Raw genomic sequence first — 25,994 nt, 5'->3', positions numbered from 1 at the left:
CCCCCCCCCGCCCGCGCCGCCCCCCCCCCCCCGCCCCCCCCCCCCCACCCCCCCCCCCCCCCCCCCCCCCCCGCCGGCCCCCCCCCCCCCCCCGCCCAGCGCCCCCCCCCCCCAACTCCCGACGGGACCGGACGCGAGCCCTCCCTACCTGCTGCGCCACGCCGGCCGCACCATCGGGAGCGCCTCCGAAACGTTGCGCAAAGACCTGTACAGGTTCCGCAGGACCCGCAAGGACGCGGCCGCACTCCCCTGGCCACTCACCATCACGGACCTCTTCCTCGACTCGGTGGAAACCGTCGTGGGCAGCGACAACGCCGCACTCGGCGCGGGTCTGGGCGAACGGGGCGTATGGCTGGCACCCAGGCCGACCGGGCTGGGGCGCTTCCGGTGGGAGAAGAAGGGCACGGAGGACGGCGAAGGATGATGAAGAGCGAGCACGACGAGCACTACGAGTTCCGGGACGAGCTGGTGCACCGGCTCGTCCTGGACCTGATGGGCCCCAAGGGCGGACCGGACGAGGTCCTGGAGGACCCGCCGGTCACCACCTACCCCGTCGGGGCACTGTTCCCGCAGGCCGACGTCCGCGAGGAGACCACCGAGCGGGCCGCCGACAACGACCCCGATCCCGTGGCCGACGTGGCCCGCCGCGAGCAGCGGGACGGCGACCGGGACGACTCCGGAGTCGCCCTCTCCAACGTACGCCGCCCCTCGGCCATGGGGATCACCTTCGCCGTCGACCGGGTGGCGGCCCCCGAGGTCACCGTCCGGGTCGAAGCCGCCCGGTACCTCCCGGTGGACGCGACCGGGCGGGCGACCGCCGCCAGGTCCGCCGAACGACGCTCCACCGAGGACACCGGCGAACGGTGGATGCGGCAGGCCCTCCCCGCCCGGGACGTACCCGTCGACGTCACCACGCCCGGCACCCGGACCGTGGACATCCTGCCCCACCTCCTGAACCTCCAGATCATCGTGCGCGGCGAGGACGCCTCCGGGGCCGTCGCCGTGACCGTCACCCTGATCAACACGGCGACCGCGCCGAAGACCGGCCCCCAGGACGAGGCCTGCTTCTTCCAACCCCGCCTCACCGTCACCGCCCCGCCCGGCTCCGGCGGCCTGGTGGAACGACCCGTCCACGGAAGCTCCGCGGACACCGAGCTGAACGTCAACCGGCTCCTGCACCGCCACGCGCCCTCCTTCGCCACGGGCCACGGCTGCGCCGCGGACTGGCACTGGGTGGCGCCCCCGCCGAACCACCTGCGGGCGGACGCGGGACCGTGCCGCATCGACGGTGTGCACACCGAGCTCGTGCCCACGTACGAGGTCATGCTCACCGACTCGAACCCCGACATCGACGCGACCTCGCTGGGCATGAAATGGCTCTCGACCGCGCCCCGGGACACGATCGTGCCCGCCCTCCTGACCCTCCTTTCCTCCTACGAGCACTGGATCGAGGAGCGCAGGACCGACGCCGAGCGGCTCGGCTCGTCCGAGTTCGCCGAACTGGCCCTGGAACAGATCGACCACTGCGCCACCGCCCTCGGACGCATGCGCGCCGGCGTCGAGCTGCTCCGCGTCGACGACGACTGCCTGGAAGCCTTCCGACTGGCCAACCGCGCCATGGACGACCAGCGCACCCGCGCGATCACGATCAAGGAAGGTGAGCCGGGCCGCCCCAACACCTGGCGCCCGTTCCAGATCGGCTTCGTCCTGCTGTGCCTCGCCGGCATCGCCGACCCCCAGCACGACGACCGGCAGATCGCCGACCTCCTGTGGTTCCCGACCGGCGGTGGCAAGACCGAGGCCTACCTCGGCCTCATCGCCTTCACCGTGTTCCTACGACGCCTGCGCCTGAACGACTCCGGCGGCGGCGTGACCGTACTGATGCGGTACACGCTGCGCCTGCTGACCCTCCAGCAGTTCGAGCGGGCGACCATCCTGATCTGCGCGATGGAACGCATCCGCCTGGAGGCGCGGAACTCCGCCCGCCCACTGGGCACCGACAAGATCTCCATCGGCATGTGGGTGGGCCAGTCGGCGACCCCGAACGACCTCAAGACCGCGCAGAAGAGCCTGCAGAAGCTCCGCAACGGTCAATCGGTCGCCAAGGAGAACCCCGTCCAGCTCCGCGCCTGCCCCTGGTGCGGATCCGCCCTGGACGCCCACAACTACACCGTCACCCTGGAACCCGCCGCGATGGTCGTCGCCTGCCCCGACGAGGACTGCGACTTCCACGAAGGCCTGCCCGTCCACGTGGTGGACCAGACGGTCTACCAGGCACGCCCCACCCTGGTGATCGCCACGGTCGACAAGTTCGCCCTCATCCCGTGGGAGGAGCGGACCGCCGCCCTGTTCAACCTGAACCGGCCCGCGGACGACACCCCGCCGCCCGAGCTGATCGTCCAGGACGAACTGCACCTGATCTCGGGCCCGCTCGGCACCATGACCGGCCTGTACGAAACGATGATCGACCTCGCCGCGGAAACACCCAAGGTGATCGCCTCCACGGCGACGATCCGACGCGCCAAACAACAGGGCCGCGCCCTGTTCCATCGCGAGGTCCACCAGTTCCCGCCCACCGCGCTCGACTCCCGCGACTCGTGGTTCTCCCGCGAGGCACCGGCCGACCGCAAGGCCACGCGCCGCTACGTCGGCCTGCTCACCCCCTCCACCAGCCAAGCCACCCTCCTCGTCCGCGCGTACGCCGCGCTCCTCCACCACGCCGCGCTCATCGAGGGCCCCGGCGCGGTCCGGGACGCCTACTGGACGCTCGTCGGCTACTTCAACAGCCTTCGCCTGCTGGCCGCCGCCGAACTCCAGGTCAGGGACGACGTCCACGACCGGATCGCGCTCCTGGCCGCCCAGGCCGAGACGCGGACGCGTGAGATCAACGAACCCTCCGAACTCACCAGCCGCGTCGACGCGAGCGACATCCCCAAGTACCTCAAGGATCTGGAGCGCCGCCACCCGCACCCCGACGCGGTGGACGTCCTGCTCGCCACGAACATGATCTCGGTGGGCGTCGACATCGACCGGCTGGGCCTGATGGCGGTCATGGGGCAGCCCCAGACCACCGCCGAGTACATCCAGGCGACCAGCCGGGTCGGACGCAGCCACCCCGGACTCGTCGTCACCCTCCTGAACTCGGCCCGCTCACGGGACCGGTCGCACTACGAGAACTTCACCACCTACCACTCGGCCCTCTACCGCCAGGTCGAGTCGACGAGCGTCACCCCGTTCTCGCCCCGGGCCCGGGACCGAGCCCTGCACGCCGTCCTCGTCGGCCTCGCCCGACTCACCATCGAAGCGGCCCGCCCCAAGAGCGGCGCCGCGAAGATCGACCGGTTCGAGGACCGGCTGAAGGACATCCGCACCGCCATCACCTGCCGGGCCCGCGACATCGCCCCGGAACACGCGGACGACGTGGACGCGGAACTCGAAGAGATCATCGACGACTGGCGGCTGCTCGCCGAGACCTACCCGGACACCCTCGTGTACGAGGGCTGGTTCGGCAAACGCCCCGCCCTGCTGGTGCCGTTCGCGGAAGCCGAGGACGGCGAATCCTTCCGCACGCTGACCAGCCTGCGCGACGTCGACGCCGAGTCCGACCTGTTCGAGGAGAAGTAGATGTCAGAGTCCCCCCGACGGGCCCGCTCCGGCTCCCGCCTCCAGCGGCTGCGCGCCGAGAGCGGACCCCGCAAACTCGGTTCGGCCCGCCGCGCCCAGATGATCACCACCTACGGTGTCGGCTCGATGATCGCGATCGACAGCGAGTCCTTCATCGTGCGCGGACTCGACTCCTGGCACGTGCCGTCCGAGTTCGAGCTGACCGAGCCCCGCCTCCAGTACCGGCTGAACGTGGACGGATTCCACCTACCGCCCGCCACCACGGACGAGAACGCGCCGAGCGACGGCGTCCACGTCGCCCGCTTCCCCGAGTGGTACTCCTGCTCCACCTGCCACGCCCTCGCCGAGCACCGCCGGCTGACCGCGGACCCGAAGAAGAACAAGTGCGGCACGTGCGAGACCACGGAACTGACCCCGTCCCGCTTCGTCATGGTGTGCGAGAACGGACACCTCGACGACTTCCCGTACTGGCTGTGGGCCCACAAGTCCGAGGAGCGTCCGGCCGGGGGCGCCACGTCCCACCGCCTCGAGATCCGCACGGCGGGCCGCACCGCGTCCCTGCGTTCCATCCGGATCCACTGCTCGTGCGGGGTGGCCCCCAAGTCGCTCGAAGGAGCCCTCGGCCGCGCGGCACTCGCCTCGCTCGGGATCCGCTGCTCCGGGCGACGGCCCTGGCTCAAGGACGACTCGGCTCGCGAGGAGTGCACCGAGGACCCGCGAGCGATCCAGCGGGGTTCCTCCGCCGCCTGGTTCCCGATGGTCGCCTCCGCGCTGACCATTCCGCCGTGGTCCCAGGGCGCAAACAAGCTCGTCCGCCCCTTCATGGCGAAGTTCCGCGACCGGACCGACGAGCAGATCCTGGTCTACATCGAGATGACGCCCCAGCTGCACAAGTCCGGCTACGAGGCCACCGACCTCCTGGCCGCGGTACGCGTCGCCCAACGAGCCACCGAGGCACGCGAGGCCAAGGAGGAGGACGCGGCGGTCCTGATCGATCCGCTGCGCCGCGACGAGTACGAACAGCTCCAGCGCAGCACCGCGTACGACCACCGCGTCAGCCCGGACTTCGAGACGCAGGACCCGGGCGACCTCGGTGACATCCCGACCCGCAAGGGCATCGATCAGGTGATGCTCGTCCCCCGCCTGCGGGAGGTCCGGGCCCTGACCTCCTTCACCCGGCTGACCGCCCCGTCCTCCGCCGCCCCCGAGCGGCATTCCTCGCTGTCGCGCAATCCGCAGGGATGGCTGCCGGCCATCGAGGTCGTGGGCGAGGGGGTGTTCCTGCGGCTGGACCGCGCACGGGTGGCCCGGTGGGAGCAACGGCATCCGGGTGTGGCCCGCCGTGCCGACGTGGTGCGGGAGCACCATCTCGACCTGCTCGCCGAACAGGCCGGCCCGGACGGCGATCCGGAGCTGTCACCCGTCACGCCCCGGCTGATGCTCGTCCACACCCTCGCGCACGTGCTGATCAACGAGTGGAGCCTCGACTGCGGCTATCCCGCCTCGGCGCTACGCGAACGCCTCTACGTCGACGACGAGATGACCGGTGTGCTGCTCTACACCGCCACGAGCGACTCCGCCGGAAGCCTCGGCGGCCTGGTCAGCCAGGGCAAGCCGGGCGCTCTCGCGGAATCCCTGGACTCGGCCCTGAAGCGGGCCGCGTGGTGCTCCGCCGACCCGCTGTGCATGGAATCCCCGATCAGCGGGGCCGACAACGTCAACCTCGCCGCCTGCCACTGCTGCGTCCTGCTCCCCGAGACCAGCTGCGAACAGTTCAACCGCTTCCTGGATCGCGCCATGCTGATCGGCACCCCGCAGGATCCCGAGATCGGCTTCTTCCACGACCTGGGCTGACGCGGTAGGCCGCCGTCCGGCCCGGGGGTGCCCTGTCGATCGCAGCCGATCGGCAGGACACCCCCGGCCGCGTTCGTGCCGCGTTCGTGCCTAGTGCCGTGACCGGAACTAGCGGTCGGCCACGGCGTAGGAGGCCGCGGCCACCGCGGCCGCCGCCGTGAAGACCGCCGGCCAGGCGCCGATCTTCTTCGCCAGGGGGTGCGACCCCGCGAACGCGGCCACGTAGCTTGCGCCCAGGAGGGCCGTGGTCGTCGGGCCCGTACGGCGGTGCCATTCGCGGGCCGCGACCGTGCCGGCGGCCGCGAGGATCACGCCGCCGAGCGGGCGTACGCCGGTCCAGCGGGCCGTGGCGTAGCCGCCGACCAGGCCGGCCGCCGCTATCGCCGAGGTGGGAATCTGCGCCATCGTGGGGTCCTCCAGCCGTTCGAACGTCTCCCGACGAGGCTAACGCGCGCGCCGCGTGAAGCGGCGCGCGGTGCCCACGCCCAGCACCACGACGGCTCCGCCGAGCACGCCGGGCGGGACCGTGTCCTGGACGGCGCGGGGCAGTACCGCGATGACCCCGAGGGTGATGAAGAACGCCACCGCGCACGCGGCGAGGCCGATCAGCGCTTTGCGCAGGAGAGAGCTGGACACACCGGTTCAACGCCGGGCCGCGGGGCGGCGATACGGGCGGACCGACCCACGGACGGAAGTCGGATTTGTCGCACACCCTCCGGATCCGTGCAGGTGCCCTCCGTGGAACCTCCGCGGCGTAGATTCACTCTCCTACACGGGCGATACCACCGAAGCCGCCCAAGCCGGCCCAAGGAGCTGCAAACGTGATCTGTTACGGACCGGCCGTGCTGGACCTCTCGGACGAACTGGCCGACACCTACAGCGAGGTGTTCTCCGCGCCACCGTGGAACGAGGATGAAGAAACCATTCGCCAGTTCTCCTTCCGGCTCCAGGCCGACAGCCGCCGCGCCGGCTTCCGTACCGCCTTCGCACAGTCACCGGCCGGCGTCGACGGCTTCGCCACCGGCTGGATCACCCCCAAAATCTTCCCCCGCGACCGCGGCTACGGACAGGTCTCCGCGCAGCTCGGCCGGCAGCGCGTGCGGGAACTCCTCATCGGCGCCCTGGAGATCGACGAACTCGCCGTACGCCCGCACGCGCGCGGGAACGGCACCGGCCGCGCCCTGCTCGCCGAGATCACCGCCGACGCCCCCGACGACCGCGCCTGGCTGCTGACCGCCCGGGTGGCCACCGACACCGTCGCCACCTACCGGCGCCTCGGCTGGCACGAGGTCACCCCCCTGCCCGGCACGCAGAACGGCGTCGTCGTCTTCCTCGCCCCGAACCACCCCTCGGCCTGAGCATCGCCCGCACCCCACCGGGCATACCGGGGGCATGATCACTCGTATCGCGCAGCGGCAGCAGAACCTGGCCACCTACCACCAGCTCCGGCAGGCCGGCATCCCGTCCACCACCATCAGCGGCCGCAGCCGCCGCGGCGGGCCCTGGCAACGGCTCCTGCCACGGGTGTACCTCCTGCAGACCGGCCCGCCCGACACCCGACAGCGGGCACTGTCCGCCGTCCTGTACGCGGCCCGGCCCACGGCCGACCCGCTCTCCGGGTCCACGGCCGCGCTCACCGGCGGCGCCGCGCTCGCGCTCCTCGGCATCCGCGACGCCCCGCCCGAACCACTCGACGTCCTCGTCCGCACCCCGCGCTCACCGGCCCCCACAGGCCGGGTCCGACCCTGTCCGACCTCCCGCTGGCCCGCCACCATCCACATCTCCGGCGTCCCCAGCGCCCGCCCGATCCGGGCCGCCGCCGACTTCGCGGCCCGTACGGACGATGCCGACCTGGTCCGCTCCGTACTGGCCAACGTCGTCCAGGGCGGCTGGTGCCACCCTCACGACCTGCACGCCGAACTGCGCGCGGGCCGCGTCCGCGGCCGCCCCGCCGTACGCGTGGCGGCGGCGGAACTGGTCGCCGGGGTCCGCTCCGTCGCCGAGGGCCGCGCCCGCGACACCCTGGCCGCCACCGACCTCCCGACCCCGCTCTGGAACGCCCGCCTCCACGGCCCGGACGGGGCCTTCCTGGCCAGCCCGGACGCGTACTGGCCCGACGAGGGCGTGGCCCTGGAGATCGACTCGGCGGAGTACCACTACACCCGCGACACCTGGCAGGCCACCCTCCTGCGGCGGCTACGCCTGGAGTCCCGGGGCGTCCTGGTCGCCAGTACGACACCCGGGATCCTGCGCGACAGACCGACCGACGTGATCGCCGCCCTGCGCGCGCTCCTCGCCCTGGGCGCCACCCGCACCACGCCCCCGCAGGTCACCGCCCGCGGCCACGCCCAGCTGGAACTGCCGCTGCCCTACGCCCCGAAGGCGCGGGAGACCGTATAGATCAGCAGGCCCGCCAAGGCGCCGACCACCGTGCCGTTGATACGGATGAACTGCAGGTCACGGCCGATATGAGCCTCGATCTTGCGGGAGGTGTGCTCGGCGTCCCAGCCCGCCACCGTCTCCGTGATCAGCGAGGTGATCTCGGTCCGGTACGTGGTGACGACATAGACGACCGCGCCCTCGATCCACCCCTCCACCTTCGCCTGCAGACGGCCGTCGGCGGCCAGCCGCGCACCGAGGGAGATCAGCGAGGCCCGGACCCGCAGGCGCAGTTCGCTCTGCTCGTCCTCCGCCGCCGAGATGATCATCGACCGGATCGCCGACCAGGTGGAGGCGATGACGTCCTGGACCTCGTCGCGCGCCAGGATCTCGGACTTGAGCCGCTCCACCTTCGCGCGGGTCTCCGTATCCGTCTGGAGGTCGGAGGCGAAGTCCGTCAGGAAACGGTCCACCGCACCGCGCGCCGGGTGCTCGGGCATGTCCCGCATCTCCGTGACGAAACGGAGCAGCTCCTTGTAGACGCGCTCGCCCACCTTGCGGTCCACGAACCGCGGGGTCCAACCCGGGGCTCCGCCCTGCACCGCGTCCGTGATCGAGGTCCCGTGGGTGACGAGCCAGTCGTGGGCCTTGGCACAGATGAGGTCGACGGCCCGGCGGTGACCGCCGTCCTCGACGATCCGCTCCAGGGTCTTGCCCATGCCCGGCGCGATCTCGACCGCCTCGGCGCGCCGGGTGACGGCCTCGCCGACCACGGCCTGCACGTCGGAGTCACGCAGCACGGTCAGCGCACCACGCAGGGCGGCGGCCAGCTCGGCGGTGACCCGGTCGGCGTGCTCGGGCTCGGCGAGCCAGGAGCCGAGCCGGCCGCCGATGCCGAGGGCGTGCAGCCGGGCCCGCACCACGTCGGCGGAGAGGAAGTTCTCCCCGACGAACTCGCCGAGGGTGACGCCGAGCTGGTCCTTCTTGGTCGGGATGATCGCGGTGTGCGGGATGGGCAGGCCGAGCGGATGCCGGAAGAGGGCGGTCACGGCGAACCAGTCCGCGAGCGCGCCGACCATGCCGGCCTCGGCCGCGGCGGCGACGTACGCGGCCCAGCCGCCGGCGCCCCAGGCGTGCTGGGCGTACTTGGCCAGTACGTAGACCAGCGCGACCAGGAGCAGCAGGCCGGTCGCGATGGCCTTCATCCGACGAACCCCGCGGCGGCGCTCCTCGTCGGCGGCGCTGAACACGAACCCGCCGCGGGTACCTCCGGTGGTGGTGCGGTTCTCCACGTGCTCCTGCCTTCCCCCGGGGGCGCCGGTTTTGTCTGCATAGCATCCGACTCCCGGGAGGTCCGAGGAGTTCCCGCCACGCCAGTCCGCTCCCGCGGGGGTAGCGGTCGAACCCGGCCGAGCCCTCGGCCGGGCGGGATCCGACCACGGCCGCTTCGGCCGGGGCCGTCCCCTCGGGCGGCCGGGATCCGATCACGGCGCGGGCCGGTCCACGAGCCCCTTCGGCCAGGGTCGCCCCCGTGGGCCGGGCGAGGTGATCGCGGCGCGGGTCCGGTCCGCGGGGCCGCTTCGGCCGGGGCCGTTCCCTCACGCCGGGCGGGGTCCGGTCGTGGCGTGGGCGGGTGCGCGGGGCCGGGCAGGGGTGTCTCCTCGGCTCGGCGCGTGCTGCATGTCTCGGCCGTGGGTCGGTGGTGGCGCCTCGTCCTGCGGGGACACCCCTGCCCGTCCCCGCTCCCCACGCGTCGGGCGGCTTCCGGGGCACTGTCGAACGCACCGCCGTGGGGCGGGGACACGGTGGAGTGTCCCCGCAGGACGAGCGCGCACCACCGACCCACCGCCGAGACATGCAGTACCGCGCGAGCCGAGGAGACACTCCACCGGGGCACCGACCCACACCACCAGCCCCGCCGGCGCTTGAGGCGCGGGGCCCGGGGCAGCGCCCCGGAACCACCGACCGGCCGGAGCCACCGAGCGGCTACAGCTCCTTGCGGAGAGACGGGCCCTTACGCCGCTTGACCTTGACCTCCACGCCACCCCAGAACGCGAAGCCCGTCACCACCACCCGCGGCGCGCCCCGCTCGACCGGCCCCGGATCGTCGCGCTGGTCGAACGCGCCCATGAAGCCGACGCCCCGGACGTCCAGTTCCACCCCGGGCGGCACCGTGATCTCGATGCCGCCCATGACCGCGACGCAGTTGATCACCACCTCGCGCTGCCCGAACTCCGCCTCGCGCAGGTCCAGCTCCCCGCCGCCCCAGAACGCCACCGCGTCGAACCGTGCCGGCACCGTCCACCGGCCCTTGCGCTGGAACCCCGACATGACCGCCACGGCCGTCGCGGAGCCGCCCGCCCCGCCGACCCGGCCCGACCAGGGCTCGGCGGCCGCCGTCGCCGTGGCCACCGGCCCGCCTGTCGGGGCCGGCAGGTCCCGCGTCAGCGGTTCCAGTTCCGCGTACGTCCGCGACTTGTACGCCGCGTCCAGCCGCTCCTCGAATTCCTCCATGTCGAGCCGGCCCTCGGCGACGGCGTCCCGCAGACGCTCCACCACCCGGTCCCGGTCGGCGTCCGACGCCCTCAGCTCCGGCAACGGCTTCTCGGGCCGCTCGTCACTCATGTCGACCAGACTAGGCAGGGTTGCGCGGGAGTTGTATGGCCCGATCCCTGAGATCGTCCCGGGCTTTCCCCTGACATTCCCCTTCCCCTCAGCCCCGACCCGCGTACATCCGCGCGATCACGTCCTCGATGTCCGGCTCCCGCACCGACAGGTCCACCAGCGGATATTCCGCCGCGACCGCCGCGACCAGCGGCGCCGCCGACGCTCCCGCCGGGAACGCCAGCCACTGCCGCGGCCCCTCCACCTTCACCACCCGCGCCCCCGCCACAGTGATCGGCGCGAGCTCCCGCTCCAGGTCCACCACCAGGGTCCGCTCGCTCTCCCCCACCGCCCCCGCCGCGTGCAGCCCGCCCAACGGCCCGTCGTACATCAGCCGCCCGTGGTCGATCACCATCACCCGCTCGCACAGCTGCTCGATGTCCTGGAGGTCGTGCGTCGTGAGCAGCACGGTCGTGCCGCGTTCCTCGTTCAGCTGCCGCAGGAAGCCCCGTACCTTCGCCTTGCTCACCACGTCGAGCCCGATCGTCGGCTCGTCCAGGTACAGCACCTCCGGATCGTGCAGCAGCGCCGCCGCGATGTCCCCGCGCATCCGCTGCCCGAGCGACAACTGCCGTACCGGTACGTCCAGCAGCTCGGCCAGGTCGAGCCGCTCCACGCAGCGCTCCAGGTTCTCCTCGAACCGCGCCCGCGGCACCCGGTACAGCCGCCGCATCAGCCCGTACGAGTCCTTCAGCGGCAGGTCCCACCACAGGGTGGTGCGCTGCCCGAACACCACCCCGATCCGGTGCGCGAGCCGCATCCGCTCCCGCGACGGATCGATGCCCGCGACCCGCAGCCGGCCGCCGCTCGGGGTCAGGATGCCGGTCAGCATCTTGATCGTGGTGGACTTCCCGGCGCCGTTGGGCCCGATGTAGCCGACCATCTCGCCCCGAGCGACCTCGAAGCTGATCCCGTCCACCGCCCTGACCTGGCGTTTCTCCCGACGCATCGGGCTCACCCGGCGCCGTACGTCGAAGACCTTCTCGACCCCGTCCAACGAGATCAGCGCATCCGTCACAGCTCTAGCTCCCCGTGCTTCGGTACGAACGGACTCCCGCGCGCCATGCCAGCGACGCGGGCAGGAACACCACGAAGGCCACCAGCGGGCTCAGGTAGGCGACCCATCCGGGCAGTCCCAGCGGATCGGGCCGCCCCAACACGTGCAGCGCGGGCAGCCAGTTGACGAAGGCCAGCGGGACGATGAAGGTCACCCCGCGCAGCAGGTCCTTCGCGAAGACCGTCGGCGGGTACTGGAGCATGGTGCAGCCGCCGTAGGTGAAGGAGTTCTGCACCTCCGCCGCGTCCCCGGTCACGAACTGGAAGGCTGCTCCGGTCACCATCACCGCCGCGAAGATGGCCGCGCCGGCGATCACCATCACGGGCACCAGCAGCACCTTCCCGGCCGTCCAGTCCACGTCCAGGGTCCAGACGGCCCAGCCCATCACCCCGAGCCCCTGCCCGATCCGGCCGAGCCGGCGCAGCGCGAACCGGTCCGCCGCGACCTGCGCGAGCACCGGGACGGGCCGCACCAGCATCGTGTCCAGCGAGCCGTCGCGGATCCGGGCGCCGATCCGGTCGGTGTTCCCCAGCAGCATGTCCGCCAGGCCCAGGGAGGCCGAGCAGGACCCGTACAGCAGGGCGATCTCGGGCAGCGTGAAACCGCCGAGCGCGTCCACGTGGGAGAACATGACGGCGATCGCGACGAAGTCCAGGAGCGTGATCGCCGCGTGCCCGACGGTCGTCAGGACGAAGGACGTCCGGTACGTCATCGTGGAGCGGATCCACATCGCCACGATCAGCCGGTAACCGCGCAGCCCTTCCCGGAGCGGGCCGCCGCGCCGTGGCTCCCCGGCCACCACGACGTCGCGGTCCCGCACGCGCACCGGTACCGCCGGCGCCTCCGCTTCCGCCTCAGCCACCCTGGACCACCACCTTCCGCGTCGCGGCCGACTGCAACAGCCGTCCCGTCCCCAGCAGTACGAGCGCCCACCCGGCCTGGAAGCCCAGCGCCTCGGCCGCGCCTCCGGCCCCCGCGTGCTTGCCCAGCAGGACGTCCATCGGCACCTGCAGCATCGCCGCCCACGGCAGGGCCATGACGAACTCGCCGAAGCCGCCCGGGAAGACGGTCAGCGGCAGCAGCATCCCGGAGAAGAAGATCGAGGCGACCGTGGCCATGATGTTGATGCCGGCCCCGTCCATCAGCCAGAAGGCCACCAGCCCCACCATGTAGCGCAGCGCGAAGCTGACCACGAGCCCCAGCAGGACGGACACCAGGAACAGCAGCCAGCGCAGCGGATCGACGGGCAGCGCCAGTGGGAAGGCGAGCGCCCCCGCCACCAGCGGCACCACCCCGCGGCCCAGCAACTGGAAGCCCGCCCGCCCCAGATCGGCCGCGAGCCACCACATCTGGAGGTCCGCGGGTCGGTAGAGGTCGACCGCGATGTCCCCGGTCCGGATCCGCTCCTGGAGTTCCTCCTGGAAGCCGCCGCCGATCAGGGCGGCGGCGGCCAGCAGCGCCTGGCTGACCCAGACGAAGGTGAGCGCCTGCGCCTGGTCGTAGCCGCCGAGTCCGGGCCGCTCGTCCCACAGCGCGATGTAGGTGTACGCCACGATGAACCCGAACACGGTGTTGGTGAACACCCCGGCCGCTGTCGCCGTCCCGTAGGTGGCGTACCGCCTGAATCCGCCTGCCGCGACCGTCAGGTGGAGACGCACTCTCCGGCGCACCGTATCCCTCCGTTTCCCACGTCGTTCCTACGTCGGCCAAAGCGCGCGAGCTTAGTGCGGAGGGGCGAGCCACGCGACCGATTTATGCCCGTCCGGAGCGGAATCAGCTGCCATCGGGTAGACACCATGAGGTACAGAAGTGGATATTTCGAACGGCGTCGAGGAGCCCTGGAGATGAGCGACCAGTCACCACCCCCGGGCTGGACCCCTCGCGACCCCGACACCCCGCCCGACGTACCGCAGCCGCGGACGGACCCGTCGGCGCCGCGGCGGGCCCTGCAGGATCGGCAGCAGGGACCGCACCAGGGCCGGTCGGGGAAGAAGGCCCGGCGCAGGAGGACCGGTTGGCGTCGCTTCCTGCCCACCTGGCGCATGGTCCTGGGCGGCATCCTGCTCGTCGCCCTGCTGATCGGCGGCGCCCTCGTCGCCGGCTACCTGCTGGTCGACATCCCGCCGGCCAACGCCGCCGCCACCGCGCAGTCCAACGTCTACCTCTACTCCGACGGCTCCCAGATCGCCCGCGACGGCGAGGTCAACCGCGTCAACGTGCCGCTGTCGCAGATCCCCCGGTCCGTGCAGCAGGCCGTACTGGCCGCCGAGGACCGGGACTTCTACTCCGAACGGGCGGTGGACCCCAAGGCGATGATCCGCGCCGCCTGGAACACCGCGACCGGCAAGGGCACCCAGTCCGGTTCGACCATCACCCAGCAGTACGTCAAGAACTATTACTTGGGCCAGGAACAGACGATCAAACGCAAAGCCAAAGAGTTCTTCATTGCGATCAAACTCGGTCGAGAAAAGTCGAAGAACTACATTCTTGAGGGCTACCTGAACACCAGCTACTTCGGCCGCAACGCCTACGGCATCCAGGCCGCCGCCCAGGCCTACTACGGCAAGGACGTCAACAAACTCACCACCGCCGAGGGCGCCTACCTCGCCACCCTCCTCAACTCCCCCAGCGCCTTCGACGTCGTCTCCCACCCCCAGAGCCGCCCCCGCGCCCTCGCCCGCTGGAACTACGTCCTCGACGGCATGGTCAAGAAGCAATGGCTGACCCCCGCCGAACGCGCGACGACCCGCTTCCCCGAACCCGGCAAGGTCCGCGCCGCCGCCAGCCTCTCCGGCCAACGCGGCTACCTCGTCGAAGCGATCAAGGACTACATCGTCGACAACAAGATCCTCGACGACAAGACCCTCGCCGAAGGCGGCTACCGCATCACCACCACCATCGACAAACGCCGCCAAGGTGCCCTCGTCGACGCCGTCGACAGCGAGATGGTCAGCAAACTCGAACCCGAGACACGCAAGGCCGACCGACTCGTCCGAGCCGGCGGAGTCTCCATCGACCCCGCCACCGGCAAGGTCCTCGCCATGTACGGCGGCATCGACTACACCAAGCAGTACGTCAACAACGCGACCCGCCACGACTACCAGGTCGCCTCCACCTTCAAGCCCTTCGTCTTCGCCGCCGCCGTCGAGAACGACTCCCGCACCCAGGACGGCCGCCGGATCACCCCCAACACGATCTACAACGGCGACAACAAACGCCCCGTGGTCGGCGGCCGCATCCGCTTCGCCCCCGAGAACGAGGGCCAGGTCTCCTACGGCAACATCACCGTCAACACCGCCACCGACCTCTCCGTCAACGCCGTCTACGCACAGATGGCCGTCGACGTCGGCACCGGCAAGGTCAAGAAGACCGCCATCGACCTCGGCATCCCCGAGAACACCCCCAACTTCGTCCCCGGCCCCGCCATGGCACTCGGCACCCTCCAGGCCGGCGTCCTCGACATGACCCAGGCCTACGCCACCCTCGCCGACCACGGCCGCCGCACCCCCTACACCTTCGTCGAGAAGATCACCAAGGGCGGCGACACCATCGGCCTCCCCCAACGCACCCCCACCCAGGCCATCAGCCGCGAAGCCGCCGACACCACCACGTCCATGCTGGTCAGCGTCGTGGACAACGGCACCGGTACCGCCGCCCTCGCCGCCGGCCACCCGGCCGCGGGCAAGACCGGCACCGGCGAACTCGACCGCTCGGCCTGGTTCGCGGCCTACACCCCCGACCTGGTCACCGTCATCTCGATGATGGGCCAGGACCCCGACACCGGAACCCTCGAATCCCTCTACGGCGCCCTCGGCGAGGCCCGCATCGGCGGCGGCGGCTACCCCGCCCGGATCTGGGCCGCGTACACCAAGACCGCCCTGGAAGGCACCGACCCCGTCGACTTCGACCTGGAACTCCAGCCCGGCGCCGCACCGCCCCCGCCGCCCAGCCCGGAATCCGAACCGCCGCAGGAGACCCCCGACGAACCCTCGCCCAGCACCCCCGACCGCCCGACCCGACCCGCACCCTCCAACACGACGGGCGGACGCAACCAGGGCGGACAGAACAACGGAGGCCAGAACCAAGGCGGACAGAACAACGGGGGCCAGGACAACGGCGGCCAGGACAACGGCGGTCAGGACAACGGCGGCACCACCCAGGGCGGCGACCAGGGCGGCACCACCCAGGGCACACAAGGCAGCACGCAAGGCAGCACCCAGGGCAGCGCACAAGGCACCGACGGAGGCCCGGCCGAAGGCCTGCGCCCGCCGTCCGCGTTCCTCGAATAGCCCGGTCAGTGACCGGAGGTCGCCTTCAGCCCCACCACGGCGACCAGCAGCAGACAGATGAAGAAGATCCGGGCGGCGGTGACGGGCTCACCCAACACCGCCATACCGAGCACGGCCGCGCCGGCGGCGCCGATGCCCACCCACACCCCGTACGCCGTACCGATCGGCAGGGTCTTCGCGGCATAGGACAGCAACACCATGCTCGCGACGATCCCGGCACCCGTGAACACACTGGGCCACAGCCGGGTGAACCCGTCCGTGAACTTCATGCCGATCGACCAGCCGACCTCGAGCAGACCGGCGACGAGAAGAAGAACCCATGCCATGACGGCACCTCCGAGACAACGAGCGATACGGGGTGCGTCGTCTTGTCGTACCCGGTACGGCGCGTCTCGTCGGGGTTCCCCTCCACCGTAGCAAAAGGCACGCAAAAGGGCCGGTGACCTGCGCCACCAGCCCTTTTCCAACAGCTCGACTCAGAGATACAGCCCGGTGGAGTCCTCCGACCCCTCCAGCCGCTCCGCGGCCACCGCGTGCAGATCCCGCTCGCGCATCAGCACGTACGTCGCGCCGCGCACCTCGACCTCGGCACGGTCCTCGGGGTCGTACAGCACCCGGTCACCCGGCTCGACCGTCCGGACGTTCTGCCCGACCGCGACCACCTCGGCCCAGGCCAGCCGCTTGCCCACCGCGGCCGTCGCGGGAATCAGGATGCCGCCGCCCGAGCGCCGCTCGCCCTCCGGCAGATCGGACTTCACGAGCACGCGGTCGTGCAGCATGCGGATGGGCAGCTTGTCGTGGGTGGTGTTCTCGCTCACCCCACGAACCTACCTGCCCGCGCCCGCCCCGTACCCCTCAGGGTCATCCGCGCTTGCGGCGCGCCGACACCACGAGCAGCCCGACCAGGCCCACCGCGACCAGCGCCACGGGCACGATCCGCTCGATACGCGGAGTCCCGTCCTCGTTCCGCAGACCGTCCCGCAGATCCGTCACGATCCCGTTCACCTTGGCGAAGGCCCGCCCGGCGGTCTGGTCGACGGTCGAGGCGACCCGTGCCTTCGCGTCCCCGACGATCGTCTTCGGGTGCATGCGCACGCCGATCTCGTCGAGCGTCTCGGCGAGCTGCTCACGGCGGCGGACGATGTCCGCCTCGATCTGTGCGGGGGTCCTGGCTTCCGGCACCGCGCTGCCTCCGTCGTCGTGGTCGTGTGGGGCGTAGTCCGCCATGAACAGTCTGTCAGCTTAGTCTCATGGCATACCGATCCCCTCCCGAGGAGAGTGTCACGATGAGCGAGCGACTCCAGCCGGGCGACACCGCCCCCGCCTTCACCCTGCCCGATGCGGACGGCAACGAGGTCTCGCTCGCCGATCACAAGGGCCGCAAGGTGATCGTCTACTTCTACCCGTCCGCGCTGACCCCGGGCTGCACGAAGCAGGCCTGCGACTTCACGGACAACCTGTCCTTCCTGACGGGCCACGGCTACGACGTCATCGGTGTGTCCCCGGACAAGCCGGAGAAGCTGGCGAAGTTCCGCGAGAAGGAGGACCTGAAGGTCACCCTGGTCAGCGACCCGGAGAAGGAGACGCTGACGGCGTACGGCGCGTACGGCGAGAAGAAGCTGTACGGCAAGACGGTCACCGGGGTCATCCGCTCCACGGTGGTCGTCGACGAGGAGGGCAAGGTCGAGCACGCCTTCTACAACGTCAAGGCCACGGGCCACGTAGCCAAGATCATCAAGGACCTGGGCCTCTGACCCCGGCGCACCCACGGAGCGGCCCGCACCCACCGGTGCGGGCCGCTCCGCTTATCGGACGAAACCCCCCGTGACCGTTCGCCACCCGGACCCGTTGCTCCGTACGAGAGCCGCACGCGCGGCCGGACGGAGCACGGAGGGGCCACACCATGGGAGAACCGCACGACCGCGACACCTTGGCCGCCGCGGTCGCCGCATCGAGGGGCTGGGCCGACCGCCCTCGGAAGGATGCTGAAGTCGCACGGCATAGGCACCGCCCATTTCCGGAACGCGCGAATCCTTGTCCCCGAAGACGCGCTGCGCGCGGCAGTTCCGGCAGCACCGAGCTAGGCGGACCTCGTGCGCGCCCTCGGCCTTCACGTCAATGACGTGAACCACCGACGCGTTCGGCGGCTGGTCACCCGGCTCGGACTCGACGTCAGCCACTTCAAGAGGCGCACCTGGGCAACCACTGAGGTGGTACGCCCGCGGAAGGACCCCGCCGACACCGTCCTGACCAAGCTTCCCGAGGGGGCGGCCCGCGTCCACCGCCCCCGTCTTCATCGGGCACTGCAAGAGATCGGCGTTCCGTATGCCTGCGAAGAGTGCGGCAACACCGGGGAGTGGCGCGGGCGGCCGATCACCCTCCAGATCGATCACATCAACGGGGACTGGCGCGACAACCATCGCGAGAACCTCCGGTGCCTGTGCCCCAACTGCCACTCACTGACCGACACGTGGTGCCGGAACCGCCGCACCAAGACTGCGGACCGCACCGTAGACTGAGCGCAGCCCGGACAAACTAGATGTCCGAATTGGGTAATATGTCGCGGTCGTGGCGAAATTGGCGATACGCGCTGGGTTTAGGTCCCAGTGGGGTGATACCCGTGGGGGTTCGAGTCCCCCCGACCGCACGCAGGCAGAGGGCCCGTACGCATACGCGTGCGGGCCCTCTCGCATGGTCCACGTCAGCCCAGGAGGGCTCGGACGAAGGGGACCAGGGCTCGGAAGGCCTGGCCCCGGTGGGAGATGGCGTTCTTCTCCGCCGCCGTCAGTTCCGCGCACGTGCGGGTGTCGCCCTGCGGCTGGAGGATCGGGTCGTAGCCGAAGCCGCCCGTGCCGGACGGGGTGTGGCGCAGGGTGCCCAGGAGGCGGCCCTCGACGACGCGTTCGGTGCCGTCCGGGAGAGCCAGGGCGGCCGCGCACGCGAAGTGGGCGCCGCGGTTCTCGTCGGCGATGTCGCCGAGCTGGGCCAGCAGCAGGTCCAGGTTGGCCTTGTCGTCGCCGTGGGTGCCGGCCCACCGGGCCGAGAAGATGCCGGGGGCGCCGTGCAGGACGTCCACGCAGAGGCCGGAGTCGTCGGCGACGGCGGGGAGGCCGGTGGCGCGGGCCAGGGCGTGGGCCTTGAGGAGGGCGTTCTCGGCGAAGGTGACGCCGGTTTCCTTGACGTCCGGGATCTCGGGGTACGCGTCCGCGCCGACCAGCTCGTGCGGCAGGCCGGCGTCGGACAGGATCGCGCGGAGTTCGGAGACTTTGCCCGCGTTGCGGGTGGCCAGGATGAGGCGGCTGGGCGTCGAGGTCATGCCCCCATTATCCCGGGGGGCGGTTCACCCCGGGGTGCAGACCTTGGACAGCTCGCTCGCCGCGTCCGCGACCGGCTGGATGTCCGGGGCGCTGTTGCCGCTCTCGATGGAGGCGCGGACGTTCTTGACGGCCGTGTTCATGGAGTCGATGGCCTTGCTCAGGTCGGCGTTGTCGGTCTGGTCGCCGATCTTCTTGAGGTTCGTCTCGATCTGGTTGAGCGCGTTCTGGGCGTCCTGGGGGCTGTTGCCCGCCTGGGAGACGGCCTGCTGGAGGTCGTTGGCGCCGTCCGTGATGGCCACGGCGGTGTTCGCGCAGTCCATGGCCGTGGAGATCGCGTCGCAGGCGGACAGGGCCGGGACGGTGAGTACGGCGGCCACGGCTATGGCCGCTATGCGGAGCTTCATGCGGTTCTCCCCCTGAGGGCTTGGACGCTACGAGGACGGGCGCACGGTGGCGAAACCGTGCGCCCGTATCTTCCTGGACGCCGGGTCGGGCCCGGCGGTTGCCGGCTAGAGTTCGAGCGCGCCCAGCTGGAGGGCTTCGAGGTCCGCGCAGCCGCCGGCGGCGAGGTCGAGGAGGGCGTTCAGTTCCTTGCGGTCGAAGGGCTCGCCCTCGGCGGTGCCCTGGACCTCGACGAAGCGGCCGTCGCCGGTGCAGACCACGTTCATGTCGGTCTCGGCGCGGACGTCCTCCTCGTAGCAGAGGTCGAGGAGCGGGACGCCGTCGACGATGCCGACGCTGACGGCGGCGACGGTGCCGGTGAGGGGCTTGCGGCCGGCCTTGATGAACTTCTTCTTCTGGCCCCAGGCGACGGCGTCGGCGAGGGCGACGTAGGCGCCGGTGATGGCGGCGGTGCGGGTGCCGCCGTCGGCCTGGAGGACGTCGCAGTCCAGGACGATGGTGTTCTCGCCGAGGGCCTTGTAGTCGATGACGGCGCGCAGGGAGCGGCCGATGAGGCGGGAGATCTCGTGGGTGCGGCCGCCGATCTTGCCGCGGACGGATTCGCGGTCGCCGCGGGTGTTGGTGGAGCGGGGCAGCATCGAGTATTCGGAGGTGACCCAGCCTTCGCCGCTGCCCTTGCGCCAGCGCGGGACGCCTTCGGTGAAGGAGGCGGTGCAGAAGACCTTGGTGTCTCCGAAGGAGACGAGGACGGAGCCCTCGGCGTGCTTGCTCCATCCGCGTTCGATGGTGACCGGGCGGAGCTGTTCGGGCGTACGGCCGTCGATGCGAGACATGGTGGCGAGCCTAGTCGGTACGGAGGTACGCGAAGACCCCGTCCGGGGCTTCCGGGACGGGGTCCGCCGGGTCCTGCCGGGGGCTAGTGCCGTGACCGGAAAGGTTTGCCGGGTCGCGTTGTCCGGTGCGGTGCATCTCCCCCAGCTACCGCTGGGAGGGGCCCCCGGGCGGAGGGCCACGGCTCGTACCGGACGTACCGCCGTGGTCCGACAACGCGGCGAGGTGCCGTGCCGGGCAGCGCGACCCGGTGAACCTTTCCGGTCACGGCACTAGGGGGTCCGGATCACATCATGTCTTCGATGTCGGCGGCGATGGGGTCGGCGTCGGTGCCGATGACGACCTGGATGGCGGTGCCCATCTTGACGACGCCGTGGGCGCCGGCGGCCTTGAGTGCGGCTTCGTCGACCTTGCTGGGGTCGATGACCTCGGTGCGCAGGCGGGTGATGCAGCCCTCGACCTCTTCGATGTTCTCGATACCGCCGAGCCCGGCGACGATCTTCTCAGCCTTGGTGGCCATGTGTGTCTCCCTGAGTGTTTCGAAGAACGAGTCTCGGCGGCCGGTACATGGCTACCCACCTGCACGGTCCGCTTTGTCACGGTAACGCACGGTTGGCCCATCTACGCGAGCGCATGACCGACCCCTGCCGAATGATGACGATCAGCAGCGACCTGCCCACAACTGGTCTACACCAGTGTGCCGTACGTGCTGCCGCAGCCAAAAACGGGCCGGTCAGGGAGGACGCCGATGAGCGCGACGAGCGCCACCGCAGTACCGCAACCGAATTGGCGACACGGCGCGTTCCAGGCGCTGCAGAAGATGGGCCGGAGCCTGCAACTCCCGATCGCCGTGCTGCCCGCGGCGGGCATCCTGTTGCGGCTGGGGCAGCCGGACGTGTTCGGCAAGGACGGCCTGCAGTGGACGGACGTGGCCAAGGTGATGGCGGGCGCGGGCGGGGCGCTGCTCGATCCCGATCTGGGCCTTCCTCTCCTCTTCTGCATCGGCGTGGCGATCGGGATGGCGAAGAAGGCGGACGGTTCGACGGCGCTGGCGGCCACGGCGGGGTTCCTCGTCTACCGGGGGGTGCTGCACGCGTTCCAGAAGGCGTGCCCGGCCGGGACCAAGGACATCGGGGGCGGCTGCCTGGGGCCGAACGACACCTTCACGGCGTACACGTACCAGAACCCGGGGGTGTTCGGCGGCATCATCATGGGCCTGCTGGCGGCCTATTTCTGGCAGCGGTACCACCGGGTGAAGCTGGTGGACTGGCTCGGCTTCTTCAACGGGCGGCGATTGGTCCCGATCGTCATGTCCTTCGTCGCGATCGCCTTCGCGGCGCTCTGCCTGTGGGTCTGGCCGCCGGTCGGTGACGCGTTGGAGAGCTTCTCCGACTGGCTGCGCGGCTTGGGCGCCTGGGGTGGCGGGATCTTCGGCGTCGCGAACCGTGCGCTGTTGGTGATCGGCCTGCACCAGTTCCTGAACGTGCCGATCTGGTTCCAGTTCGGGTCGTACACGGCGCCGGACGGGCAGACGTACCACGGCGACATCAACATGTTCCTGCACGGCGACCCGACGGCGGGCCTGTTCCTGACCGGCTTCTTCCCGATCATGATGTTCGCGCTGCCGGCGGCGGCGCTGGCGATCACGCATTGCGCGAAGCCGCGGCGGCGCAAGGAGGTCGGCGGTCTGATGCTGTCGGTGGCGCTGACCTCGTTCGTCACCGGGATCACCGAGCCGCTGGAGTACTCCTTCCTCTTCGTCGCACCCGTGTTGTACGCGGTGCACGCGGTGCTGACGGGCGTGTCCATGGCGGTGTCGTGGGGGTTGGGCGTCAAGGACGGCTTCAGCTTCTCGGCGGGCCTGATCGACTACGTCATCAACTGGCACCTGGCGACCAAGCCCTGGCTGATCGTTCCGATCGGCCTGTGCTTCGAGCTCGTCTATTACGTGGTGTTCCGTTTCGCGATCACGAAGTTCGACCTGAAGACGCCGGGCCGGGAGTCGGACGAGGAGATCGCGGCGATGGAGTCGGAGACGACCAAGGCCTGAGCAGGCCCCCGGCAGGGTTACCGTACGGTCCGTCAAGGGCCCCCGGATCACGATCCGGGGGCCCTTCGGCGTACGTCGGGAAGTGTGATCCAGGCCACAGGAAATCGAAGGTTCCTTATCTAACCCTCACCGTGTTACAACTGGTCTACACCACGATTGGTGTAGACCACGACCGCTTCCCCCGGCGGCGTGTCCCCCTTTCTGAGACGTCGCCGTCCCTCGTGGTTGCACCCCTTGGCGGCGCCTTGCTCCCCCCGGAGGAAGTTATGAGTACGGCTACTGACGCCGCCGCGCCGCCCGCCAAGAAGCGGGGATCCGGCCTGATCCAGGGTCTGCAGAAGGTCGGCCGCAGCCTCCAGCTGCCCATCGCCGTCCTGCCCGCCGCCGGCATCCTGCTGCGTCTCGGTCAGCCCGACGTCTTCGGCGCGGACGGTCTCGGTTGGGGCAAGGTCGCCACGGTGTTCGCCACCGCCGGTGACGCGGTCTTCTCCAACCTGCCGCTGCTGTTCTGCATCGGCGTCGCCATCGGCTTCGCCAAGAAGGCGGACGGATCCACCGCGCTCGCCGCGCTCGTCGGTTTCCTGGTCTACAAGAACGTCCTCACCGCCTTCCCGGTGACCGAGGCCGTCATCAACACCACCGAGAACAAGGGTGTGGACGTCGCCGCGACGTACAACAACCCCGGCGTCCTCGGCGGCATCGTCATGGGTCTGCTCGCCGCGGTCCTGTGGCAGCGCTTCCACCGCACCAAGCTCGTGGACTGGCTCGGCTTCTTCAACGGCCGCCGGCTCGTCCCGATCATCATGGCCTTCGTCGGCGTCCTCGCCGGTGTGTTCTTCGGTGTGGTCTGGGAGCCGATCGGCGACGTCATCTCCAACTTCGGTGAGTGGATGACCGGACTGGGCGCCGCGGGCGCCGGCATCTTCGGTGTCATCAACCGCGCGCTGATCCCGATCGGCATGCACCAGTTCGTCAACACCGTCGCCTGGTTCCAGATCGGTGACTTCACCAACGCCGCCGGCGAGGTCGTCCACGGTGACCTGAACCGCTTCTTCGCCGGTGACCCGGAGGCCGGTCTGTTCATGACGGGCTTCTTCCCGATCATGATGTTCGGCCTCCCGGCCGCCGCCCTGGCCATCGCCCACACCGCCCGCCCGGAGCGCCGCAAGGCCGTCACCGGCATGATGGTCTCGCTCGCGCTCACCTCGTTCGTCACGGGTGTCACCGAGCCCATCGAGTTCTCGTTCATGTTCATCGCGCCGGTGCTGTACGCGATCCACGCCGTCCTGACCGCCCTCTCCATGGCGATCACCTGGGCCCTCGGTGTCCACGCGGGCTTCACCTTCTCCGCCGGTCTGATCGACCTCGGCCTCGGCTGGAGCAAGGCGACCAACCCCTGGATGATCATTCCGATCGGACTGGTCTTCGGAGCGATCTACTACTTCGGGTTCCGCTTCGCGATCGTCAAGTTCAACCTCCCGACGCCGGGCCGCGAGTCCGACGAGGAGCTGGCCGAGATGGCCAAGGCGGAGGCCAAGTAGGCCCCGTACGCACGAAGGAGCCCCCGCTCTCCCGGAAGGGAGGGCGGGGGCTCCTCGTTCGTCGTGACCGGGGGTCAGACCTCGTAGACCGCGCCCGAGTACGCCAGGTCGACCGGGCCGTCGTAGACCGCGCGGGCGTCGGCCAGGTTCTGCTCGGGGTCGGTCCACGGCGGGATGTGGGTGAGGACGAGCCGGCCCACGCGACCGCCGGCCGCGTACTCGCCCGCCTCGCGGCCGTTCAGGTGCAGACCCGGGATGTCCTCCTTGCCGTGCGTGAAGGAGGACTCGCACAGGAAGAGGTCGGCGCCCTCGGCGAGCAGTCCCACCTCCGGGCAGGTGCCGGTGTCCCCGGAGTACGTGATCGAGCGGCCGCCGTGCTCGATGCGGATGCCGTACGCCTCGACCGGGTGGGAGACCCGCTCGGTGCGGACCTGCAGCGGGCCGATCTCGAAGGTCCCGGACTTCAGCGTGCGGAAGTCGAAGACCTCGCTCATCGAGCGCTCGTCGGGGACGTCGTCGTAGGCGGTGGTCAGCCGGCGCTCGGTGCCCTCGGGTCCGTAGACGGGGATGGTGCCGCAGCGGCCGCCCTCGTGCCGGTAGTAGCGGGCGACGAAGTACGCGCACATGTCGATGCAGTGGTCCGCGTGCAGGTGGCTCAGGAAGATCGCGTCGAGGTCGTAGAGGCCGATGTGACGCTGCAGCTCGCCGAGGGCGCCGTTGCCCATGTCGAGGAGCAGCCGGAAGCCGTCGGCCTCGACGAGGTAGCTCGAACAGGCCGATTCCGCGGAGGGGAACGACCCCGAACAGCCGACGACGGTGAGCTTCATGGAGCGTGAACCTCCGAGGACGGTCCGTGGACGGAATGCGGGCCGTGCGTGCGTCGAGCGTAAGGCGCGAAACGTCCGGTCGCTCCTCCGCGGCAGGCCGTTGTGGGGGGAATCACCTGCGCTGTCACCCGGGGGAGCGACGGTGGGCACGGGCGTTGCCATGCCGGGGCGTTCCCGCCCGGCTACGGTCGAAGCATGGACACGTCCTGGTGGCCCGCGGTGGCCGCGGTGGTGGCCGTGGCGCTGCTGGTGCTGGTCGCCGGGGGCCGCACCGGGCTGCCCCGCCGGGCCCCGGCGGCGCACGGGGCCGGTCCGCCGCCGCACCCGCGGGCGGGCGAGCTGTGGTGCCTGGCCGACGGCCGTACGTGCCTGGTCCTCGCGGTGGGGTCGGTACGGGGCCACCGGGCGCGGGTCGCGTGGATCACCGGGAAGTACGACGACCGGCGGGCCGGGGTGATCCCGCTGCCGCCGGGGACGGTCGGCGGGCAGGGCCGGGCGGGCTTCCTGGAGGCGGACCGGCCTGCGGAGGTGTCGCTGTGGGAGTTCCGGACCCGGATGGGGATGCTGGACCCCGCGGTGTGGGACGAGATCAAGGGTCTGGGAGGCGCGGGGTGAAGCGGGAACCGGTGATCCGCCTGCGGCGGGTGTACGACCCGTCGGAGCCGGGGGCGGACGGGGTACGGATCCTCGTGGACCGGCTCTGGCCGCGGGGCCTGGCGAAGGCGGTGGCCGGGGTGGACGAGTGGCCGAAGGCGGTGACGCCGTCGTCGGAGCTGCGGAAGTGGTTCCACGACGGGGGTTCGGCGGAGGAGTTCCGGGAGCGGTACGAGGCGGAGCTGGCGGAGCCGGGGGCGGTGGCGGAGCTGGATCGCCTCCGCGGGTTGATCGGGGGCGGGCCGGCGACGCTGCTGACCGCGGTCAAGGACCCGGGCTCCAGCCACGCGGCGGTGCTCGCGGAACTGCTGTCCGACTAGTGGTGCGGTGCCGCTGCACGGGGCTCCGCCCCGGACCCCGCGCCTCAAACGCCGGCGGGGCTGAAAAATAAACCCCCCCCGGGGTTTAGGGGGGGGGGGGGGCGGGGGGGGCCCCCCCCCCCCCCCCCCCCCAACCCCCCGCGGGGGGCATCAACCACCCCCCCGCGGGGCTTGTGGGGCGGGGG

Annotated in this window: 26 protein-coding genes, 1 tRNA gene, 1 pseudogene and 1 riboswitch; of the genes and pseudogenes, 13 read left to right on the top strand and 15 right to left on the bottom strand. The window is 70.9% G+C overall.

What is annotated here, in order from left to right; all coding sequences use genetic code 11:
• Positions 1–193 precede the first annotated feature (193 nt).
• From ACGFYY_RS29605 to drmB, 3 genes are read left to right on the top strand one after another with little or no spacing between them, the layout of a single operon-like run.
• On the top strand, positions 194–424 hold the full coding sequence (locus ACGFYY_RS29605) for a hypothetical protein (protein ID WP_393713980.1): 231 nt from the start codon (positions 194–196) through the stop codon (positions 422–424).
• The gene (locus ACGFYY_RS29600; RefSeq protein ID WP_393713978.1) at positions 421–3,624 is read left to right on the top strand and encodes a helicase-related protein; all 3,204 of its coding nucleotides are present in this window, start codon (positions 421–423) and stop codon (positions 3,622–3,624) included. The genes ACGFYY_RS29605 and ACGFYY_RS29600 overlap by 4 nt, the downstream gene beginning before the upstream one ends.
• A complete protein-coding gene (drmB, locus tag ACGFYY_RS29595; RefSeq protein WP_393713976.1) occupies positions 3,625–5,478 on the top strand; it encodes a DrmB family protein in 1,854 nt (617 codons plus the stop codon).
• Between the two features lie 108 nt (positions 5,479–5,586).
• Here the strand turns inward: drmB and ACGFYY_RS29590 are convergent, their stop codons facing one another.
• Together ACGFYY_RS29590 and ACGFYY_RS29585 are read right to left on the bottom strand one after the other, a co-directional pair.
• Positions 5,587–5,883 (bottom strand): hypothetical protein, encoded by a 297-nt coding sequence (locus ACGFYY_RS29590; protein WP_393713974.1) that lies wholly within the window; start codon positions 5,881–5,883, stop codon positions 5,587–5,589.
• Between the two features lie 39 nt (positions 5,884–5,922).
• Positions 5,923–6,114: a hypothetical protein gene (locus tag ACGFYY_RS29585; RefSeq protein WP_365264468.1), complete on the bottom strand. Its 192-nt coding sequence runs from the start codon at positions 6,112–6,114 to the stop codon at positions 5,923–5,925.
• A 185-nt stretch (positions 6,115–6,299) separates the two neighbouring features.
• Here ACGFYY_RS29585 and ACGFYY_RS29580 point away from each other — a divergent pair, with 185 nt between their 5' ends.
• Positions 6,300–6,836 (top strand): GNAT family N-acetyltransferase, encoded by a 537-nt coding sequence (locus ACGFYY_RS29580; protein ID WP_393713972.1) that lies wholly within the window; start codon positions 6,300–6,302, stop codon positions 6,834–6,836.
• 34 nt (positions 6,837–6,870) lie between these two features.
• Positions 6,871–7,878: a hypothetical protein gene (locus ACGFYY_RS29575; protein WP_393713970.1), complete on the top strand. Its 1,008-nt coding sequence runs from the start codon at positions 6,871–6,873 to the stop codon at positions 7,876–7,878.
• Here the strand turns inward: ACGFYY_RS29575 and ACGFYY_RS29570 are convergent.
• From ACGFYY_RS29570 to ACGFYY_RS29550, 5 genes are all read right to left on the bottom strand, one after another.
• A complete protein-coding gene (locus ACGFYY_RS29570; protein WP_393713968.1) occupies positions 7,848–9,149 on the bottom strand; it encodes a DUF445 domain-containing protein in 1,302 nt (433 codons plus the stop codon). The genes ACGFYY_RS29575 and ACGFYY_RS29570 overlap by 31 nt on opposite strands.
• A gap of 694 nt (positions 9,150–9,843) precedes the next feature.
• The gene (locus ACGFYY_RS29565) at positions 9,844–10,482 is read right to left on the bottom strand and encodes a DUF1707 domain-containing protein (protein WP_393713966.1); all 639 of its coding nucleotides are present in this window, start codon (positions 10,480–10,482) and stop codon (positions 9,844–9,846) included.
• An 88-nt stretch (positions 10,483–10,570) separates the two neighbouring features.
• Positions 10,571–11,539, bottom strand: a complete 969-nt coding sequence (locus tag ACGFYY_RS29560) for an ATP-binding cassette domain-containing protein (protein WP_393713964.1) — start codon at positions 11,537–11,539, stop codon at positions 10,571–10,573.
• Positions 11,540–11,543: 4 nt separating this feature from the next.
• Complete coding sequence (locus tag ACGFYY_RS29555; RefSeq protein ID WP_393713962.1) at positions 11,544–12,440, bottom strand: ABC transporter permease; 897 nt, start codon at positions 12,438–12,440, stop codon at positions 11,544–11,546.
• Complete coding sequence (locus ACGFYY_RS29550) at positions 12,433–13,236, bottom strand: ABC transporter permease (protein ID WP_393713960.1); 804 nt, start codon at positions 13,234–13,236, stop codon at positions 12,433–12,435. Before ACGFYY_RS29550 ends, ACGFYY_RS29555 begins: the two co-directional genes overlap by 8 nt.
• Positions 13,237–13,422: 186 nt before the next feature.
• Here ACGFYY_RS29550 and ACGFYY_RS29545 point away from each other — a divergent pair, with 186 nt between their 5' ends.
• Positions 13,423–15,867 carry a transglycosylase domain-containing protein gene (locus tag ACGFYY_RS29545; protein ID WP_393713958.1) on the top strand — a complete coding sequence of 815 codons (2,445 nt, stop codon included), beginning with the start codon at positions 13,423–13,425 and terminating at the stop codon, positions 15,865–15,867.
• A 5-nt stretch (positions 15,868–15,872) separates the two neighbouring features.
• Here ACGFYY_RS29545 and ACGFYY_RS29540 read toward each other — a convergent pair whose 3' ends face one another.
• From ACGFYY_RS29540 to ACGFYY_RS29530, 3 genes are all read right to left on the bottom strand, one after another.
• Complete coding sequence (locus ACGFYY_RS29540) at positions 15,873–16,193, bottom strand: multidrug efflux SMR transporter (protein WP_030009036.1); 321 nt, start codon at positions 16,191–16,193, stop codon at positions 15,873–15,875.
• Between the two features lie 31 nt (positions 16,194–16,224).
• Positions 16,225–16,296: riboswitch (guanidine-III (ykkC-III) riboswitch) on the bottom strand.
• Between the two features lie 47 nt (positions 16,297–16,343).
• On the bottom strand, positions 16,344–16,685 hold the full coding sequence (locus tag ACGFYY_RS29535) for a co-chaperone GroES (protein WP_030009035.1): 342 nt from the start codon (positions 16,683–16,685) through the stop codon (positions 16,344–16,346).
• 43 nt (positions 16,686–16,728) lie between these two features.
• Positions 16,729–17,049 (bottom strand): DUF3618 domain-containing protein, encoded by a 321-nt coding sequence (locus tag ACGFYY_RS29530; RefSeq protein WP_365279107.1) that lies wholly within the window; start codon positions 17,047–17,049, stop codon positions 16,729–16,731.
• Between the two features lie 104 nt (positions 17,050–17,153).
• On the opposite strand from ACGFYY_RS29530, the gene bcp reads away from it, so the two are divergent.
• The 3 genes from bcp to ACGFYY_RS29515 all read left to right on the top strand — a co-directional run bounded on the left by bcp (position 17,154) and on the right by ACGFYY_RS29515 (position 18,514).
• Positions 17,154–17,621: a thioredoxin-dependent thiol peroxidase gene (gene bcp, locus ACGFYY_RS29525; protein ID WP_030009033.1), complete on the top strand. Its 468-nt coding sequence runs from the start codon at positions 17,154–17,156 to the stop codon at positions 17,619–17,621.
• A gap of 339 nt (positions 17,622–17,960) precedes the next feature.
• Positions 17,961–18,386, top strand: coding sequence for an HNH endonuclease signature motif containing protein (locus ACGFYY_RS29520; RefSeq protein ID WP_393713955.1), 426 nt, complete (start codon positions 17,961–17,963; stop codon positions 18,384–18,386).
• A 43-nt stretch (positions 18,387–18,429) separates the two neighbouring features.
• Positions 18,430–18,514 (top strand) — tRNA-Leu (locus tag ACGFYY_RS29515).
• 54 nt (positions 18,515–18,568) lie between these two features.
• Here the strand turns inward: ACGFYY_RS29515 and rdgB are convergent.
• From rdgB to ACGFYY_RS29495, 4 genes and pseudogenes are all read right to left on the bottom strand, one after another.
• A complete protein-coding gene (gene rdgB, locus ACGFYY_RS29510; protein WP_030724334.1) occupies positions 18,569–19,183 on the bottom strand; it encodes an RdgB/HAM1 family non-canonical purine NTP pyrophosphatase in 615 nt (204 codons plus the stop codon).
• Positions 19,184–19,207: 24 nt separating this feature from the next.
• Entirely contained in the window at positions 19,208–19,588 is a 381-nt protein-coding gene (locus ACGFYY_RS29505) for a hypothetical protein (protein ID WP_365279082.1), read from the bottom strand.
• Between the two features lie 105 nt (positions 19,589–19,693).
• Positions 19,694–20,419: a ribonuclease PH gene (rph, locus tag ACGFYY_RS29500; protein ID WP_365279079.1), complete on the bottom strand. Its 726-nt coding sequence runs from the start codon at positions 20,417–20,419 to the stop codon at positions 19,694–19,696.
• 284 nt (positions 20,420–20,703) lie between these two features.
• A pseudogene (locus ACGFYY_RS29495) lies at positions 20,704–20,946 on the bottom strand (glucose PTS transporter subunit EIIB); the annotation flags it as partial.
• A 219-nt stretch (positions 20,947–21,165) separates the two neighbouring features.
• On the opposite strand from ACGFYY_RS29495, the gene ACGFYY_RS29490 reads away from it, so the two are divergent.
• Together ACGFYY_RS29490 and ACGFYY_RS29485 are read left to right on the top strand one after the other, a co-directional pair.
• Positions 21,166–22,467 carry a PTS transporter subunit EIIC gene (locus tag ACGFYY_RS29490; RefSeq protein WP_393713952.1) on the top strand — a complete coding sequence of 434 codons (1,302 nt, stop codon included), beginning with the start codon at positions 21,166–21,168 and terminating at the stop codon, positions 22,465–22,467.
• A gap of 266 nt (positions 22,468–22,733) precedes the next feature.
• Positions 22,734–24,008, top strand: coding sequence for a PTS transporter subunit EIIC (locus tag ACGFYY_RS29485; RefSeq protein WP_365279076.1), 1,275 nt, complete (start codon positions 22,734–22,736; stop codon positions 24,006–24,008).
• A 74-nt stretch (positions 24,009–24,082) separates the two neighbouring features.
• Here ACGFYY_RS29485 and ACGFYY_RS29480 read toward each other — a convergent pair whose 3' ends face one another.
• A complete protein-coding gene (locus tag ACGFYY_RS29480) occupies positions 24,083–24,835 on the bottom strand; it encodes an MBL fold metallo-hydrolase (RefSeq protein WP_365279073.1) in 753 nt (250 codons plus the stop codon).
• 195 nt (positions 24,836–25,030) lie between these two features.
• Between ACGFYY_RS29480 and ACGFYY_RS29475 the strand changes: the two genes are divergently transcribed.
• Together ACGFYY_RS29475 and ACGFYY_RS29470 are read left to right on the top strand one after the other, a co-directional pair.
• Positions 25,031–25,450 (top strand): hypothetical protein, encoded by a 420-nt coding sequence (locus ACGFYY_RS29475; protein WP_393713950.1) that lies wholly within the window; start codon positions 25,031–25,033, stop codon positions 25,448–25,450.
• On the top strand, positions 25,447–25,809 hold the full coding sequence (locus ACGFYY_RS29470; protein ID WP_393713948.1) for a DUF488 domain-containing protein: 363 nt from the start codon (positions 25,447–25,449) through the stop codon (positions 25,807–25,809). The genes ACGFYY_RS29475 and ACGFYY_RS29470 overlap by 4 nt, the downstream gene beginning before the upstream one ends.
• The last annotated feature ends 185 nt before the right edge of the window (positions 25,810–25,994 follow it).

This window comes from Streptomyces sp. NPDC048331, assembly GCF_043201215.1.
In the GTDB taxonomy this organism is placed as follows: domain Bacteria; phylum Actinomycetota; class Actinomycetes; order Streptomycetales; family Streptomycetaceae; genus Streptomyces.
This window is presented reverse-complemented; position numbering and strand designations above follow the sequence as displayed.

Coding starts and splice junctions, on each gene's coding strand:
- ACGFYY_RS29600 (WP_393713978.1), top strand. CDS start 421: ATGATGAAGAGCGAGCACGACGAGCACTACGAGTTCCGGGACGAGCTG.
- drmB (WP_393713976.1), top strand. CDS start 3,625: ATGTCAGAGTCCCCCCGACGGGCCCGCTCCGGCTCCCGCCTCCAGCGG.
- ACGFYY_RS29590 (WP_393713974.1), bottom strand. CDS start 5,883: ATGGCGCAGATTCCCACCTCGGCGATAGCGGCGGCCGGCCTGGTCGGC.
- ACGFYY_RS29575 (WP_393713970.1), top strand. CDS start 6,871: ATGATCACTCGTATCGCGCAGCGGCAGCAGAACCTGGCCACCTACCAC.
- ACGFYY_RS29565 (WP_393713966.1), bottom strand. CDS start 10,482: ATGAGTGACGAGCGGCCCGAGAAGCCGTTGCCGGAGCTGAGGGCGTCG.
- ACGFYY_RS29545 (WP_393713958.1), top strand. CDS start 13,423: ATGAGCGACCAGTCACCACCCCCGGGCTGGACCCCTCGCGACCCCGAC.
- ACGFYY_RS29540 (WP_030009036.1), bottom strand. CDS start 16,193: ATGGCATGGGTTCTTCTTCTCGTCGCCGGTCTGCTCGAGGTCGGCTGG.
- bcp (WP_030009033.1), top strand. CDS start 17,154: ATGAGCGAGCGACTCCAGCCGGGCGACACCGCCCCCGCCTTCACCCTG.
- rdgB (WP_030724334.1), bottom strand. CDS start 19,183: ATGACCTCGACGCCCAGCCGCCTCATCCTGGCCACCCGCAACGCGGGC.
- ACGFYY_RS29505 (WP_365279082.1), bottom strand. CDS start 19,588: ATGAAGCTCCGCATAGCGGCCATAGCCGTGGCCGCCGTACTCACCGTC.
- rph (WP_365279079.1), bottom strand. CDS start 20,419: ATGTCTCGCATCGACGGCCGTACGCCCGAACAGCTCCGCCCGGTCACC.
- ACGFYY_RS29490 (WP_393713952.1), top strand. CDS start 21,166: ATGAGCGCGACGAGCGCCACCGCAGTACCGCAACCGAATTGGCGACAC.
- ACGFYY_RS29485 (WP_365279076.1), top strand. CDS start 22,734: ATGAGTACGGCTACTGACGCCGCCGCGCCGCCCGCCAAGAAGCGGGGA.
- ACGFYY_RS29480 (WP_365279073.1), bottom strand. CDS start 24,835: ATGAAGCTCACCGTCGTCGGCTGTTCGGGGTCGTTCCCCTCCGCGGAA.
- ACGFYY_RS29475 (WP_393713950.1), top strand. CDS start 25,031: ATGGACACGTCCTGGTGGCCCGCGGTGGCCGCGGTGGTGGCCGTGGCG.